This window comes from Tolypothrix sp. VBCCA 56010 (assembly GCF_050875635.1).
GTDB lineage: Bacteria > Cyanobacteriota > Cyanobacteriia > Cyanobacteriales > Nostocaceae > Hassallia.
In genome coordinates, this window is the sequence record NZ_JBPAOH010000175.1 from 1 (window position 1) to 15,078 (window position 15,078).

General features: G+C 42.9%; 16 protein-coding genes and 1 tRNA gene. 11 read left to right on the plus strand and 6 right to left on the minus strand.

Annotation, left to right across the window (positions count from 1 at the left end; genetic code table 11):
• Positions 1 to 136: 136 nt before the first annotated feature.
• Together AABK37_RS35430 and AABK37_RS35435 are read right to left on the minus strand one after the other, a co-directional pair.
• A complete protein-coding gene (locus AABK37_RS35430; protein WP_432556146.1) occupies positions 137 to 1,393 on the minus strand; it encodes a ScyD/ScyE family protein in 1,257 nt (418 codons plus the stop codon).
• Positions 1,394 to 1,591: 198 nt separating this feature from the next.
• The gene (locus tag AABK37_RS35435) at positions 1,592 to 2,803 is read right to left on the minus strand and encodes a ScyD/ScyE family protein (RefSeq protein ID WP_432556147.1); all 1,212 of its coding nucleotides are present in this window, start codon (positions 2,801 to 2,803) and stop codon (positions 1,592 to 1,594) included.
• 240 nt (positions 2,804 to 3,043) lie between these two features.
• Here AABK37_RS35435 and AABK37_RS35440 point away from each other — a divergent pair, with 240 nt between their 5' ends.
• The 8 genes from AABK37_RS35440 to petJ all read left to right on the plus strand — a co-directional run bounded on the left by AABK37_RS35440 (position 3,044) and on the right by petJ (position 8,105).
• Complete coding sequence (locus tag AABK37_RS35440; RefSeq protein WP_432556148.1) at positions 3,044 to 3,403, plus strand: hypothetical protein; 360 nt, start codon at positions 3,044 to 3,046, stop codon at positions 3,401 to 3,403.
• 26 nt (positions 3,404 to 3,429) lie between these two features.
• A complete protein-coding gene (locus AABK37_RS35445) occupies positions 3,430 to 4,338 on the plus strand; it encodes a carbohydrate ABC transporter permease (protein ID WP_432556149.1) in 909 nt (302 codons plus the stop codon).
• Positions 4,335 to 5,171 carry a carbohydrate ABC transporter permease gene (locus tag AABK37_RS35450; RefSeq protein WP_432556150.1) on the plus strand — a complete coding sequence of 279 codons (837 nt, stop codon included), beginning with the start codon at positions 4,335 to 4,337 and terminating at the stop codon, positions 5,169 to 5,171. The genes AABK37_RS35445 and AABK37_RS35450 overlap by 4 nt, the downstream gene beginning before the upstream one ends.
• Positions 5,158 to 5,397 carry a hypothetical protein gene (locus tag AABK37_RS35455; RefSeq protein WP_432556151.1) on the plus strand — a complete coding sequence of 80 codons (240 nt, stop codon included), beginning with the start codon at positions 5,158 to 5,160 and terminating at the stop codon, positions 5,395 to 5,397. The genes AABK37_RS35450 and AABK37_RS35455 overlap by 14 nt, the downstream gene beginning before the upstream one ends.
• Before the next feature lie 204 nt (positions 5,398 to 5,601).
• Positions 5,602 to 6,093, plus strand: coding sequence for a photosystem II cytochrome c-550 (gene psbV, locus AABK37_RS35460; RefSeq protein ID WP_432556152.1), 492 nt, complete (start codon positions 5,602 to 5,604; stop codon positions 6,091 to 6,093).
• Between the two features lie 219 nt (positions 6,094 to 6,312).
• Positions 6,313 to 6,813, plus strand: coding sequence for a photosystem II cytochrome PsbV2 (gene psbV2 / locus AABK37_RS35465; protein ID WP_432556153.1), 501 nt, complete (start codon positions 6,313 to 6,315; stop codon positions 6,811 to 6,813).
• Positions 6,814 to 6,970: 157 nt separating this feature from the next.
• The gene (gene petE, locus AABK37_RS35470; RefSeq protein ID WP_432556154.1) at positions 6,971 to 7,390 is read left to right on the plus strand and encodes a plastocyanin; all 420 of its coding nucleotides are present in this window, start codon (positions 6,971 to 6,973) and stop codon (positions 7,388 to 7,390) included.
• A 373-nt stretch (positions 7,391 to 7,763) separates the two neighbouring features.
• Entirely contained in the window at positions 7,764 to 8,105 is a 342-nt protein-coding gene (petJ, locus tag AABK37_RS35475; RefSeq protein ID WP_432556155.1) for a cytochrome c6 PetJ, read from the plus strand.
• A 70-nt stretch (positions 8,106 to 8,175) separates the two neighbouring features.
• Here petJ and AABK37_RS35480 read toward each other — a convergent pair whose 3' ends face one another.
• On the minus strand, positions 8,176 to 9,942 hold the full coding sequence (locus tag AABK37_RS35480) for a hypothetical protein (RefSeq protein WP_432556156.1): 1,767 nt from the start codon (positions 9,940 to 9,942) through the stop codon (positions 8,176 to 8,178).
• Positions 9,943 to 10,599: 657 nt separating this feature from the next.
• Here AABK37_RS35480 and AABK37_RS35485 point away from each other — a divergent pair.
• Together AABK37_RS35485 and AABK37_RS35490 are read left to right on the plus strand one after the other, a co-directional pair.
• The gene (locus AABK37_RS35485) at positions 10,600 to 11,295 is read left to right on the plus strand and encodes an esterase/lipase family protein (protein ID WP_432556157.1); all 696 of its coding nucleotides are present in this window, start codon (positions 10,600 to 10,602) and stop codon (positions 11,293 to 11,295) included.
• A 107-nt stretch (positions 11,296 to 11,402) separates the two neighbouring features.
• On the plus strand, positions 11,403 to 12,050 hold the full coding sequence (locus tag AABK37_RS35490) for a cytochrome b N-terminal domain-containing protein (protein ID WP_432556158.1): 648 nt from the start codon (positions 11,403 to 11,405) through the stop codon (positions 12,048 to 12,050).
• On the opposite strand, the gene AABK37_RS35495 is transcribed toward AABK37_RS35490, so the two are convergent.
• From AABK37_RS35495 to AABK37_RS35505, 3 genes are all read right to left on the minus strand, one after another.
• Positions 12,018 to 12,218: a hypothetical protein gene (locus tag AABK37_RS35495; RefSeq protein ID WP_432556159.1), complete on the minus strand. Its 201-nt coding sequence runs from the start codon at positions 12,216 to 12,218 to the stop codon at positions 12,018 to 12,020. The two genes, AABK37_RS35490 and AABK37_RS35495, sit on opposite strands and share 33 nt — an antisense overlap.
• Positions 12,211 to 14,130, minus strand: coding sequence for a cation:proton antiporter (locus AABK37_RS35500; protein ID WP_432556160.1), 1,920 nt, complete (start codon positions 14,128 to 14,130; stop codon positions 12,211 to 12,213). Before AABK37_RS35500 ends, AABK37_RS35495 begins: the two co-directional genes overlap by 8 nt.
• A gap of 170 nt (positions 14,131 to 14,300) precedes the next feature.
• On the minus strand, positions 14,301 to 14,516 hold the full coding sequence (locus AABK37_RS35505; protein ID WP_432556161.1) for a hypothetical protein: 216 nt from the start codon (positions 14,514 to 14,516) through the stop codon (positions 14,301 to 14,303).
• A gap of 269 nt (positions 14,517 to 14,785) precedes the next feature.
• Here AABK37_RS35505 and AABK37_RS35510 point away from each other — a divergent pair.
• Positions 14,786 to 14,858 (plus strand) — tRNA-Glu (locus AABK37_RS35510).
• Positions 14,859 to 15,078: the final 220 nt, after the last annotated feature.

Genomic DNA, 15,078 nt, shown 5'->3' on the forward strand with positions numbered 1-15,078 from the left:
TATAGCCGTTCTTAGTTGGATGCAATACAAAGTTCTATCGTCGCGTGTAGGGGCACGGCATTGCCGTGCCCCTACAAAGTGTATTGGACTCAACCAATAACCGCTATATTTGTGTAGAATAGGCATTGTCCGCATATCAGCCGCAGCGTTTGCGCTTCAAAAATGAACCAACTCCGACACCAAGCGCTATTACCGCTATTGCAGAACTTGGTTCGGGGACTTTTGCGCTATTGTCAACTCGCAAGACTTGACCAACACCAGCGCGATCGCCTTTAGTGGAAACATAAATCGCACCATCGGGACCTATAGTTAAAGCAGTAGCTGATTCTAATCCATTACCGCTAAGTAGCGTTGTCCGAGTCCCATCGGGGGCTATTTGAATCAATGAACCATCGAAATTCCCCTTATTATAAAATGGCTGATTGGCAAATTGTAAGGCATACAAATTGCCTTTACTATCGAAACTTAAGTCAGTCAGCTGTGTAAACCCATCAGCGTAGACTGTTGCTTTACCATCAGGTTCAATACGAAAGATACTTGCTTTACCTTCTGGCGAAGGAAAACCTGTTAATTGGCTGACATATAAAGCTTGATCTGGACCAATTGCAACACCTGTAGGCACTGATGCAACTTGAATCTCCTGTGGTATCGGAGCGGGTGACGCTTCAGGACTTGGTAAGATGGGATTCGTTATGGTTTGCCCAGGCAGCGTAGTTACCGTCGTCAAATTACTGCCATCAAGTTTTACACTCAATACGTCGTCCCCAGCCGCATCCGCAATATAAGCAGTATCACCTTGAATTGTAAAAGTATAAGGGTTACTAGCTAAGTCACCATTAGGGAAAATCCCATTGGGATTAGTAACGAGTTTATAGCTGGAAATATCAGCAATACTTGTCAACGTACCCGTGTTAAAGTCTACTTTATAAAGTTGTCCCCAGTTTGGGGAATTTAAGGGTGTATTGTTGTAATTTACATTACTAGCAAAACCAATCAGAAGATAAGGGTTTCCAGAACGATCAAATTGGATATCGCTAGCACCAACCCCCTGAGCACCGATGGGTGATAATGCTTGAGATGGTAAACCTGTGAGAACACGCTCTTGCTTACCGTCCTTAATTCTCGTAATAGCACCACTTGTACCAATACAGTCAAACTGGTTTGGCACCGACTCTTTCAATGATGGAGTGCATAGCTGGTTTCCCCCCACACCAGCTTCTGTAATATATAGACTACCGTCAGGACCGAAACTAAGACCGCGTACATTATCAAGACCTTCAGCAACTACACTAAATGATGCTGCTTTTACTGGTTTAATTTCCGAAACACCTGCTACACAAAAAGTGATAAATGTAAAGGGGATTGCTAAGAAAGAGAGTAAAGATAAACGCATTATGACACCAGGGTGTAAACAGTAGGAAAATAAAGTAGAGTTTCTCTACGTTTTCGTCAAGAGCTTATAAGATATTGACAGGCGATCGCTGCGGAACAATCTTTTGATGTACCTGATATTTCTTTGACTTTTGTCAATGCCTCAAGCTTGTGAAAAACTGAAGTTATCTATTTGTGTAGAATAGGCATTGTCCGCATATCAGCCGCAGCGTTTGCGCTTGCAGAATGAACCAACCCCTACACCAAGCGCGATTACTGCTAACGCAGAACTTGGTTCGGGGACTTTTGCGCTATTGTCAACTCGCAAGACTTGCCCAACACCAGCGCGATCGCCTTTAGTGGAAACATAAATCGCACCATCGGGACCTATAGTTAAAGCAGTAGCTGATTCTAATCCATCACCACTAAGTAGCGTTGTCCGAGTCCCATCGGGGGCTATTTGAATCAGCGAACCATCGAGATTTCCTTTATAAAATGCTTGATTGGCAAATTGTAAGGCATACAAATTGCCTTTACTATCGAAAGTCAAGTCAGTAAGTTGCGTAAACCCATCAGCGTAGACTGTTGCTTTACCATCTTCTCCCAGACGATAGATATTTGCTTTACCTTCTGGGATGGGAACACCTGTTAATTGGCTGATATATAAAGCTTTATCCGGACCAATTGCCACACCTGTGGGTACTGCTTGATATTTAATCTCCTGCGTGGGAGTAGTTAGGGTTTGATCGGGAAACTCAACAAGCGTCTTTAAATTACTGCCATCAAGTTTTACACTTAAAACTTCGTTCCTATTTGCATTTGCAATATAAGCTGTATCACCCTCAATTGTAAAAGAGTAAGGATTGCTACCTATATAGCCATTAGGTAAAAGCACAGTGGGATCTTTGGCGAATTCATAGCTGGAAATATCGGCAATACTTGTCAAAGCACCACTGTTAAAGTCAACTTTATATAGCTCTCCAAAATTCGGAGAATTTAAGGGTGTATTGTTGGAATTTGGATCACCAGAAAGACCAATTAGAAGATAAGGATTTCCAGCTGCATCAAATTCGATGTCATTAGCGCCAATTCCCTGACCCCCAGTAGATGATAATGCCCAAGACGGCAAATTTGTAATAACACGTTCTTGCTTACCGTCCTTAATTCTCGTTACAGCACCACTTGCACCAACACAAGCTTGCTCGGTTTGCAAAGTAAATGATCCACTGCAAAACTGATCTCCCCCTACACCCGCTTCTGTGACGTAGAGACTACCATCAGGACCGAAACTAAGACCGCGTACATTGTCAAGACCGTTGGCAACCACACTAAATGATGCAGCTTTTACTGGTTTAATTTCCGAAACAAGAGCAAAACCAACAGTTAGAAATGTAAAAGGTATTGCTAAGAAAGAAAATAAAGAAAAACGCATTATGGCACCTGGGTGTGAGTGGTAGAAAAATAGAGTAGAGTTTCTCTACGCTTTCGCCAAAAGCCTATAAGGTTTTCATAGGCGATCGCAATGAATAATCTTTCGATTAAGTTGATATTTATTTGACTGTTATTTTTGTCAAATCTGGCTCTTACTTGAAAAACTAAGTTGATATATAAGCAGTTCAAATTTGATTTAAAAGAATGCCAGCACGATAGATTTCATTTGCAGTAAGAAGATTTGTGTTTTAAACTTGACGCTTCCACCCAAAAGCATCAAGTTTCGAGTTTGGAACATCAAGTTTCGAGTTCCGAACACGAAGTTTCGAGTTCCGAACACGAAGTTTCATGTTCCGAACTCGAAGTTTCATGTTCCGAAGCTCAAGTTTCGAGTTCCGAAGCTCAAGTTTCGAGTTCTGAACATCAAGTTTCACCTTCTGAAGCTCAAGTTTCGAGTTCCGAACACGAACTTTCACCTTCTGAAGCTCAAAAGCATAAAAAAGATTCGTTTATGCCAAGTAGTAAGCGTTTCAGCGCTTATATCAACGCACTAAAGTGCGTACTACGTCCGCGCAGGAGTACGATAAATAATCTTCTTTGATGCAAGATTAGGCGGAGGTTAGATTTGTGTTGGAAATCCAAAGACGACAAAGGCAACCCAGGTTAAACATTACAGAAAACCTTGCCGGATACCTGTTTATCACGCCAACCATTCTGGTGATGGGGACTTTTGTTGTCTTACCCATCCTCTACGCTGTGTTTCTTTCTCTACACAAAGTCCAACTGTTAGGGGGGATAAAGTATCAGTTCATCGGTTTTCGCAACTTCTCGCGACTCGTTGAAGATGAAAGGGTGTGGATTGCTCTTGGGAACACAGTGCAATATGTAGTTATTGTAGTGCCAACTCAAACAATTCTCGCTTTAATTCTGGCAGTAACACTTAATTCTGGCATTCGCGGCAAAAACTGGTGGCGAATTCTTTATTTTTTGCCAACAGTCACCTCTTCAGCGGTTTTGACGCTCATCTTCATGTGGATTTATAACACCGATGGGTTACTGAATGACTTTCTTGCTTTTGTGGGACTGCCAACTTATAACTGGTTGGGCGATCCAGCAGTGGCGCTCAAAGGTATTATGCTGATGAATATTTGGTCAACTGCGCCGTTTTACATGGTAATCTACCTGGCAGCGTTGCAAGATATACCGCAAACTCTTTACGAAGCCGCAGAGTTAGATGGAGCGAATAAATGGCAGAAGTTTATCCGGATTACTGTTCCCTTGCTTAAGCCTGTAACCTTTTTTGTCATGGCTGTAGGGGTGATTGGCACATTTCAACTGTTTGACCAATCTTATATCTTCTCTAATGGCAATGGTGGACCAAATAACGCCACTCTGACGATAGTTTTATTGATATACCAAGCTGTTTTTCGCAACTTGCAGATGGGATATGCAGCAGCGATCGCCTTTTTGTTAGCAGCTGTCATCATCACCACTACTTTAATTCAACGCCGCTTCTTTGGAGGTGAAAAAATTTGACTAGTATTTCTCGCACTCCTTGGTTAAAAGGACTGCTATACCTCGTGCTGACGCTATATGCTGTCATCACCCTGATTCCTTTTGTGTGGGCGCTTTCTGCTTCATTCAAGCCCCTATCAGAAATCGTCAGCGGTGAATCTAATTTATTACCACACAATTTCACTCTTGACAACTACAAACAAATCTTTCTTCAAGAACCGTTATTTTTCCGCTGGCTATTTAATAGTGTGTTTATTGCCGTGTGCGTGACGATTTTAAACTTACTGTTTAACTCGATGGCAGGTTATGCTTTAGCGCGGTTACGCTTTAAGGGAAAGCGCTTCTGGTTTATTTTGATTTTGGCAGTGCTAGCAGTACCGGCACAAGTCACGCTGATTCCCACATTTTTGATATTAAAAGCGATCGGTTGGCTGAATTCTTACCAAGGCATGATTGTCCCCAGCATAGTCAATGCTACCTTCATCTTCATGATGCGGCAGTTTTTCATTAATTTTCCCAGAGAATTAGAAGAAGCAGCTCAACTAGATGGTTTAACACCGTTTGGAATTTTCCGTTATATAGTTCTGCCTTTAGCAAAACCCGCACTCGCAGCACAAGCAGTTTTTGTCTTCATGGGTAGTTGGAATAATTTCTTGTTGCCTGTAGTGATTTTGTTTGACCCAGAAATGTTTACCCTACCCTTAGGACTGAACACCTTTAAAGGGCAATATATCAGCTATTGGAACTACATTATGGCAGCCTCTATGGTCTTCACCCTGCCAGCTTTAAGTATTTATGCCTTTTTCAACAGGTATTTCATTCAAGGCGTCACCTTTACAGGTGGCAAGGGATAGGGAGAGGGGGAGACAAGGGGACAAGGGGACAAGGAGACAAGGGGGACAAGGGAGACAAGGGCAGGGGGCAGGGGGCAGGGGGCAGGGGGAGTTTGTCTCTCCATCTCCCTCATCTTCCTCATCTCCCCATCCCCCCCTCTCCCCATCCCCCCCTCTCCCCCTCTCCCATTCCCCACTCCCGATCCCCACTCAGTATTTTGGGGAACAAATTGGACTCCGAACGTGATATTGGTATAACAGCAACTTAATCGTGCGATTCGTTAGATAGCAACTCCTGGAGAGCGTTGCTCTGTGAAAAGGTGCTGTCAAAATGCGACAAACTGGTAGTGGCTAAAAGCAAGCTCGCAATTAGCTATTGGCGATTAGCATTTTTGAGATTGAGTATCGCTGTCAAGTGCTGTGTTGAGCGTCAAAACATTTAAGGGGAAACATGTTAAAAAGATTAATTGGCATTATTTTGGCTACTGTTTTACTGACGTTTCAGTTTGTTGTCGGTAGCGCAACAGCGGTGGAACTAAGCGCACAAACGCGGACCATAACATTAAATGACAGCGGTGACACCACTGTCCTCAGCTTGAAAGAAGTTAAAGAAGGCAAACGTTTATTTAACTACGCTTGTGCCCAATGTCATGTGGGTGGTGTTACCAAGACTAACCAAAACGTGGGACTGGAACCGGAAGCTCTAGCATTAGCTACACCAAACCGTAATAACATTGAAGGTTTGGTAGACTACATGAAAAATCCCACCACTTACGACGGTGAGGAGGATATTTCGGAAATACACCCCAGCACCAAGAGCGCAGATATTTTCACACAAATGAGAAATTTGACTGACGAGGATTTAAAGGCGATCGCCGGTCACATTCTCCTGCAACCTAAAGTTGTTGGCAAGCAGTGGGGTGGCGGTAAAATCTATTACTAAACTCTTCACGCGACTGCGCTCGTTATCGGTTTTGGGCGATCGACGTTTGTAAATAGCGATCGCTTTAACTATAAGTTGTTAAGTCTAGGGTTGAGGGACTGGGGCAATTTAAAAGATGAAGGCGGAAATTTTTCTTACTTCATATTTCTTATTAATTCCTCATCCCTAATCCCTAGACTTAATAATGAGAACGCTAACACTACAGTCTTAAACAGAAGAATGCTTTCTCGGCTTTTAGTTCGTTATATATCATTGATTGTGGTAATTATACTGTTGATTTTCAGCCGTAGTTTACCCGCCCAAGCTGCTAATATTGACCCTTACATAGCCCGTTATTTGCATATCACTGAGCAAATTACCGTTGACTTAGATGGGCAAGGCAATACAAAAGAGTTTTCACCACAACAACTATCACATGGCAAACAACTGTTTGCAAGCAATTGTATAAATTGCCACGTTGGTGGTGCAACTTTACCAGACCCGGAAGTGTCTCTGTCTCTGACAAAACTTAAACAAGCTACTCCGCCGCGTGATAATATTAACGGTCTGGTTGCCTTTATGAGACAACCGATGACCTACGACGGTAGTGAAGAAACTTATTGGTGTCGTCAGCTAGCTCCTAGCGTGCTATCACAACAGCAGGTAGAAAATTTAGCTGCTTTCGTTTTGACAGCCGCAAAAAAAGCTCCAGGTTGGGGTACAGAAGTTTTTGCCAACTAAACCTATATCTAGGTTTGGGGGCATCATTCGGCTTTTACACCAGTAGTATTGCTCAAAATTGAAAAAAAAATTTCATCTATGACAGATTGTCATATTTAGCGTTGATTTATATCTAAAATGAGAAAGGCAAGATAAAAGTGTTTGTTAGGAGAGAGTCATGAAATCGATTGCAGCTAGTTTGCGACGCTTGGGTTTAGCTGTTTTAACAATTTGTTTAGTAGTGAGCAGCTTTGCTGTTTTCGCTCCCAGCGCTGCGGCTGAAACCTACAAGGTTAAACTAGGCAGTGATAAAGGAATGCTGGCGTTTGAACCGAAAAAGTTGAGTGTTAAACCAGGTGACACAATTGAATGGGTGAACAACAAGATGCCTCCCCATAATGTTGTCTTTGATCCTGCTAAAAACCCCGCTAAAAGCGCTACTCTAGCTAAAGGACTGTCTCACAAGAAACTGCTGATGAGTCCTGGTCAAAAGTCAACAACCACCATCCCCGCAGACGCTCCTGCTGGTGATTACACATTCTACTGCGAACCTCACCGTGGCGCAGGCATGATTGGTAAACTCACTGTTGAAGGCTAAGAATAATGCTGTGGGCGCAAGATGATTTTTCTTGCTCCTGGGCAAAGTTCTCATTATGTATCCTTAGGCTACATTTTGTCAGGCTAAGACGATGCATATCAAACGGTTCCGAGTCCTATCCTCATCACCAGATGCTAAACGCTACGTAGCGCTAATCGGGGATAAGCTTCGGAACCGTAAATTATATATAGTATTGTTAAGTCAACGCCCTTCTAGGGTATCGTTATACAAACGCTCGCCCGCCTTGGCGGGCTATGATATTCTAGCCCGCCAAGGCGGGCTTTGTTCGTATAGACACAGGCTTATAGCCTGTAGGGTATGCAAAAAAACGGTTTTTTAAGTTGCACCTTTCCCTGTTTGCAAGGAGAATTACTTGAGAATATTTTTATTAATTTTGCTATTAGCGATCGCTCTCGAATTTACATTCATTTATCCAGCATTAGCTGTCGATACATCCAACGGTGCCAAAATTTTCAATGCTAACTGCGCCTCTTGTCACATCGGTGGTGGTAACATTCTCATCGAGCAGAAAACTTTGAAAAAGGAAGCTTTGTCAAAGTACCTGGAAAATTATGATTTTGACTCTATTGCCGCAATTACTCACCAAGTTCAAAATGGTAAAAATGCCATGCCTGCTTTTAAGGATAAGTTAACTCCTCAAGAGATTATGGAACTAGCCACTTACGTTTCTCAACAAGCAGAACTTGGCTGGTAGATTACAGAATAAGGACTGGGGTGTGAAGGTTATTCCTAATCCCCAATCCCTAATCTCAAATCAGCAAATTTTATTTTTCTTGATTAGAGGTTTCTCTTTTTTCCCTCAATTCGCGCAACTGCTGTAAGAGTTTTTCACTCGGTTTAGCAGTCGGCGAAGTCTGATTGCTGCTGATTTCGGGAGCAAATGATGGTTTCGCAGTTGCTTCGGGTGTGCTGGTGGGCAAAGCTTGATTATTCCTAATTCGCAACCCTAATAATTGTTGTTTATTGACTTGCGCTATAGGTGAAGGTTGGACGCTAGCTTGCACCTCTGACAGCTGCTGTCGATTCGGTTCCAATACAGGCAAAGTCTGATTTTTTCTGACTTGTGCTGATGATTGTGGTTTGTTGACTTGCGGTAGCAGCAAAGGCTGTTTACCCCCAACTGGCAATTCTGGTAATGGTTTTTCGGGTGCTTGGGGTATAGTCAAAGGCTGTTTGCTGGTAATTCTTAATCCCGAAAGTGGTTTTTCAGTTGCTTGGGGTACTTTTGATGATGTTTGATTTACTGGGGATGCGGGCAAAAGTGGAGTCGTTTGAGAACTATTACCGACATCATTTTTGGGCGACAAATTAGGGGACACGCTAAATGTGTAATACTTGGGCTTGCCATTAGCCTGTGCCGGATTTTTTTGGAAATAGTCCCGCAAATATTCTCTAATAACTGTTCTGCTTTCAGATGAAACTGAGTTATCCAAAAATTCTACAGATTCTACTTTTTTGCCATCTGCATTAACTACCAAACCTACCTCAACTCGACGATCCAGCCCTGCTTTATCAATCGCTAAGGAAATCGGTTGTTTTGTTTCTATGTTCGGGTATTGCTGTTTGACTTTAACAAACTGTTCTGCAAAGGTAGTAGTTTTGTTAGTTAACTCTTGTGTAGCTGCTGATACCGTATAGGCTTTTTGAGTAGTTAATGGCAACTCAGGTATGCTGGAGCTTGACTGCTGCCATTGCGGTAGGTTTGCCGCTGCTAAAGTGAAATTATCTCCAACTTTTGGAGTTTCTCCCACAGGAGTTATTAAATCTTGATTTGGAGTAGCAGTGTTCGGTACATCATTTCCCACCGGCATCGTTTGTGGAGTGCTGCTTGTTTCTATCGGTTGTCCTTCTGGTATTGGTGTAGAAGGCAGTGTAGTCGGCACATCAGAAGAACTTACCACTGGAGGGGTGTTAGGTACTCCCTCAGGGATTTTATTATCCGCTTGTACTTGTGGCAACCTGCCTACTGACAGCGGTTGAGAAGAACTGGCAATTTTGATGTCATTGTTGTCAAAACGCGGAAATGATTGCGCGGTTCTTTTGCTTGCATTAAAGCCGGAGGTGTCGATTTGAAAATTTGCTTTTGTCTGAGGAATTATCCGCAACGACTGACCTTTAGGTACAGAGGCGATGGGATAATTATTAGCTGTTTTCGGGATTGGGGGCAATATGACTTGGCTGGAACTAGACAAAGTTGGGGGCAAAGGTTGGCTAGAGCTAGACAAAGTTGGGGGCAAAGGTGCTAATTTAGTTGGCTGGGTGGCAAAGTTCGGTAAGGGAACTTGCGGCTTTAGGGCAACCTGAGATGTGCCGGGAATTTGTGGCAGACGGTTTTGATCGGCTTGGCTTAATTGAACGAGTCCGACGGGTTTGTTTGATGAGACTTGTGTGGTCGATTTGCTAGAGTCTACAGGCACCAAGGGCAAAATAAAAGCGATCGCACCATGAATGCCCACAGAGGCTATGGCTGCAATTCCAGCAGGCTGGCTTAAGATATCTGGTATGTTTTTCAGCAGGGAGACGTAAGACATAGCTATTCTCGTTCACTCGGCTCAGTTGCGTTAAAAAAGTAATTTTCTCTTTATAGATACTGCATATAGATGCGTTCCACTACAAATAATAACTTTCACAGAGCAAAAACTAAAAACAGAAATATTTTCTTTTTTTGCGCTTTTGGTTATCTTTAGCATCGACGCGACAATATGCTCAAAGTTGCGTTTTTTGACTTTTCTGTGGAAATTTATTAGTTTTTATTATTGATTTTTTCAAGCACCAAGACAATTCAAGCTAAAAAATAGTCTGACTCTGAGTTTTGGCGATCGCTTTCGGCTAACATATACTATTAGTACTAGTCAATTCGCTTTTTCACTACTCAACTATTTTTCAGTTTACAACGTAGCTACAATAATAACTCTCAGCTATTATACACTATTCCTTACTTTTATTCAAATTATTAAACAGTTTTTTCAAATAGCTATTATGTCATTCCTGATTTACCCTGGATGAAGAAATAGCACTTCTTTACTACTGACAACGTTTGCAGTCGGCGCAATTCTTAGATGGGAAATAATTCCGGCTGGATTCCCAAATTTCGGCGAGAAATAGTATTAATTTACTCAATCACTTACGTATAAGTAAGATATTTGAGTTTTCACACAAAAAATCCTTACTTTTATCTAAATTATCAAATGTCATTACCGACAGTTATATTGCCAGGATATTTAGAAAGTGCGATCGCTTACCGTCAACTCGAACAATCTTTGCAACAGTCAGGTTTTCCCACCCTCACAGTACCACTGCGGCGGCGCGACTGGATACCGACTCTCGGCGGCAGACCTGTAACGCCTATTTTGCAGCAACTCGATCGCACCGTAAAGCAGATATTGCAGCAATGTAACGCTTCTCAAATTAACTTAATTGGTCATTCAGCCGGAGGTTGGATATCCCGCATTTACTTGGGAGAAAAGCCTTACTTAGGACGTGGTGAGGTGCAACCGTCTATTTATTGCGCTCACCCTTTAATTAATACTCTTATTACCTTAGGCACACCTCATATTAGCCAAGAACGTTGGACGCGCTGGAATCTGGATTTTGTCAAAAATAACTACCCAGGAGCATTTTACAAAAACGTTCGTTATGTTTGTGTAGCCGGAAAAACTATCTTTGGGGTAAGACGAAGAGGTAGCTGGTTAGCTTACAGTAGCTACCAATTAACTTGCGGCAAAGGTAATACTTGGGGTGATGGTATCACGCCGATTGAAGCCGCTCATCTAGAAGGAGCCGAAAATATTGTGATTGAAGGTGTCAACCATTCCCCCAGAAGCCGAGGAATTTGGTATGGCTCTCCAGAACCATTAAAAGCTTGGATGCAATATTTAGCTTAATTTAGCTTAAATAATATTTACATCTACGCCTCAAGACTTATCAAGTGTTAATAATTCTTAGTTAAACTGTAATAAAAATACATATAAAGCTAAGGAAAGCGATCGCTATGGAAAGCAGCCGATTTGATATAATTGGGCGGCGAATATCGACGATATTATCGGTCGTAATTCTGACTCTGACCTTGATTAGCGCGACTACGGGAATTTTACTCTCTTTTTATTATCAACCAGCAGCAGGCGGCGCTTATGAGTCATTGAAAATAATTGATGGGCAAGTGACTTACGGCTGGTTATTTCATAAAGCGCATAATATTGCAGGTAACGCAGTAATTATAGTTGCCTTGATTCAAATTGTGGTGATGTTTTTAAGCAGACAATTTCGCAAGAGTTGGCTGACAGCTTGGATTAGCGGAATTTTGTTTACCTTGAGTGCGATCGGTCTGGATTGGACAGCAATGATCCTAGGCTGGGATCAACTAGGATACTGGCGTTTTAGCATCGAACTACAAACAATTGAAGCAATTCCTTTCATAGGGCATCAATTACGAGATATTCTGACAGGCGGTGGAGCTATCAGCACCGTAACTATTGAGCATCTTTACGCCATACACAGTTACATAGTTTCCATTGCTGCGATACTTCTTGCCGTGGTGCATTTAGCTGGTGTATTGTGGCAAGAAAAACAAACACATCAAGAAATGCTGAACTCTGAATTAGGTAATTTACCACAGCAACCAGTCATTGGTAATGGGTAATTGGGCATTGGGGAGGCAGTGCCGTGCGGAGGTTCCCTCCGTTGAGGCACCTGCCGTCATTGGGCATTGGGCATTGGGCATTGGTAAAATTCCTCTTCCCCTGCCTCCCCTGCCCCCCCTGCCTCCCCTGCCCCCCCTGCCTCCCCTGCCCCCCTCCTCTTCAAGCACTGGGGGAATCACTAGCGGAAAGTTCAGCTAATTTTGCTACAGGGACTTGTTCGACTTCTGGTAACTTTTCTAGAGATAGGGGGGTGGATTGAGTAGCACCGGATAAGCGTTTTAAAAGATTGGATCTGGGGTCGTGCAATAGATATATAATGCGATCGCCTGCTTGCCAATCAATAGCAGCTGGGATTATCTGTAGGCGTTTTTCTCGTTCTACCAATAACGGTATCAAATCGCCAGTGCGAATTTTTTCTTGAATGCGATTTTGTTGGTTGGAAAATTCCTCTTCATCAAGGGTAGTTGTCCCTAACTTCACTCGTCCACTATTGAGATACTCATTCCAAGTCTTAATTCCTAAGTCTGGGACAAAAGCTTGGTCAACTTTATTCTCTGCGGATGTAGATGCTTGCGGATCGCGAGGAAAAACCGCTAAGACACGCGGGGGGTTAAACTCTTCAGCTGCACGTTGAGCTAAAACAAAATTTACCTCACCATTGTTAGTCATAGCTAAAAAAGTTCCCATCGAAGCCAGTCCTGCTTCTTCCAAAACTGCTGTATCTAGCGCACTGCTAGCAATCAACCGCAGATTTTGTGCTTCCGCTTGTGCAAAACATTCGGGGTCAGTATCAATCATGACCACCGCTTCTCCCCGTTCTTGAAAGAATCGGGCAATCAAAAGACTTAGGGGATTACAGCCAACAACTACCAACCCGGTTGCTTCTTTAGAGGTGATTTGTAACCATTTGGCGATCGTACCTGCTGTTAGCCCCTGACAGAATACTGTCATCAGAATTGTCAGGAAGACTAAAGCTTTAATCGCTTCACCACCGTTAACACCGCGTTGTGTGAGTGAGATCGCAAATAAAGAAGCCACAGAAGCAGAAACAATTCCTCTGGGTGCAACCCAACTTAAAAACAATTTTTGCCGCCAGTTGAGGTCACTATTCCAGGTACAACAGAGAATGTTAATCGGGCGAACGATGAACATCAGTACCAAAACTGTAAATAAACTGCCCCAACCCAACGCCAGTACACTGGCAATAGATAAATCAGCCGCTAGCAAAATGAACAGCACCGAGACGCTAAGAATCGTCAATTGCCCTTTAAAGCGGCGTAACAAACGTTCTTCTGGCACCGAGGAGTTGGCAAAAACTGCGCCGGCGATTACGGTTGTCATTACTCCGGACTCACTGCGGATCATCTGCGCTAAAGTAAACAGACTCCACAACACCGCTAGCACCACCAAATTTTTTAGTTCTAATGAGAGAACATCGGCACGTTTGAAAATCAAACTCATCAAATAACCGCCAGCTGCCCCAATCGCTGCACCGACCCCCAGACGCAACAGCAAACCGATAATTGCATCGATAGGGTCAGCATTGCTGTTCAAAATTGTATCTAGAACAACGAAGGCGAGGATAGCTCCCACCGGGTCGATTAAAACCCCTTCTCCTTCCAGCAGTGTTGCGACTTGTCGATCTACATTGATTTGTTTGAGCAGGGGACCGACGACCGTTGGTCCTGTAACTACAATTATCGAAGCGTAGAGAAAGGCAATATTCCAGGGAAATTCACCCAACCAGTGAGCTGCCATGCTACCACCAAGCAAAGTGATGAGCGTTCCTAGAGTGACGAGCAATTGCAGACTAACGGAAACTTTGCCCAACTCTCGCAAATCTAAGTTGAGTCCACCTTCAAACAAAATTATTGCCGTTGCGAGGGCGACAATAACTTCCAATCCTGTGCCCAATAAATGAGGGTGCAATAGCCCAAATGCATCCGAACCAAGGAGAATGCCAAACACCAATAACAAAACGATGCTGGGTAGCTTAAGATATGCAGCCAGCACTTGAGCGGTAATGCCTGCAAAGACGGCAATCACCATCTGTTGGGTGATTTCAAATGATGCTTCCATGTTGTAGATTTTGAGTGATATATTTCAAAATCTTTGTAAAGAATAGTTAACCTGAAGTTTGTCGAGCGCAATACCATACCCATTGTGACTTGATAAATTCTCCAATGGTTTCATTAATGGTATTTGTTTATACGCTCTTTATTAATTATTCATGAAAAAGTGGCGATCGCTCATAAAGCCAGTGTGCGTCTAGAAGTGAAAAAGGCGAATATACGGGAGCGTTCAGCTTGTGATAAACCCATGATGACTAAGTTTTTGGAAATGACGATCGTAATTAAAACCAAATCATAACCGATAAAAGTACGACTTCTTATAATTGGTGGCGATGCGGAAGCCGCCACTTCGTGATCGCATGACCCGACAACCGCACGAAAAGCTGTATGCACACAAGAATTACTTTACCCGAAAAATCTGTTGGTGAAGGCATTGCCGGGTGACCGAGCGAATGCAAGAAAAAATGGGGATAGCGGAGCGGTAGCGAGTCATCGAGCGTCGGGTTCCTACGACAGTCGTGTAGACCCCACAATTAATCATGGGGCTTCTAACCCTCCCCATTTTTTTAAGAGCAAAATTGGTGAGTAGAGAATTTTTTCTTTGAAAGGGTGTTGACATCAGCACGAAAATTCGTTATTTTAATAAAAGTCTGGCAAGTGATGCCCCCATCGTCTAGAGGCCTAGGACACCTCCCTTTCACGGAGGTAACGGGGATTCGAATTCCCCTGGGGGTATTTTTGGTATGAGAAAATTTTAATCATAATATAGTAAAATATAGTCATCTAGCCTCAAAATGTGAGATAAACATGACATGAAACTTGCGGACTACGCAAAGGCAATAGGTATTTCTTACCAAACAGCATGGAGACATTTTAAAGCAGGTAAGATTCCGTACCCAACGAAACAACTTGATTCTGGAACTGTGATTGTTGATTATCACCCTAATTTAGACCA

What these genes read in the sequence shown, in the direction of transcription:
- AABK37_RS35430 (WP_432556146.1), bottom strand. Translation starts at nt 1,393, where the DNA reads ATGCGTTTATCTTTACTCTCTTTCTTAGCAATCCCCTTTACATTTATC.
- AABK37_RS35435 (WP_432556147.1), bottom strand. Translation starts at nt 2,803, where the DNA reads ATGCGTTTTTCTTTATTTTCTTTCTTAGCAATACCTTTTACATTTCTA.
- psbV (WP_432556152.1), top strand. Translation starts at nt 5,602, where the DNA reads ATGTTAAAAAGATTAATTGGCATTATTTTGGCTACTGTTTTACTGACG.
- psbV2 (WP_432556153.1), top strand. Translation starts at nt 6,313, where the DNA reads ATGCTTTCTCGGCTTTTAGTTCGTTATATATCATTGATTGTGGTAATT.
- petE (WP_432556154.1), top strand. Translation starts at nt 6,971, where the DNA reads ATGAAATCGATTGCAGCTAGTTTGCGACGCTTGGGTTTAGCTGTTTTA.
- AABK37_RS35480 (WP_432556156.1), bottom strand. Translation starts at nt 9,942, where the DNA reads ATGTCTTACGTCTCCCTGCTGAAAAACATACCAGATATCTTAAGCCAG.
- AABK37_RS35485 (WP_432556157.1), top strand. Translation starts at nt 10,600, where the DNA reads ATGTCATTACCGACAGTTATATTGCCAGGATATTTAGAAAGTGCGATC.
- AABK37_RS35490 (WP_432556158.1), top strand. Translation starts at nt 11,403, where the DNA reads ATGGAAAGCAGCCGATTTGATATAATTGGGCGGCGAATATCGACGATA.
- AABK37_RS35500 (WP_432556160.1), bottom strand. Translation starts at nt 14,130, where the DNA reads ATGGAAGCATCATTTGAAATCACCCAACAGATGGTGATTGCCGTCTTT.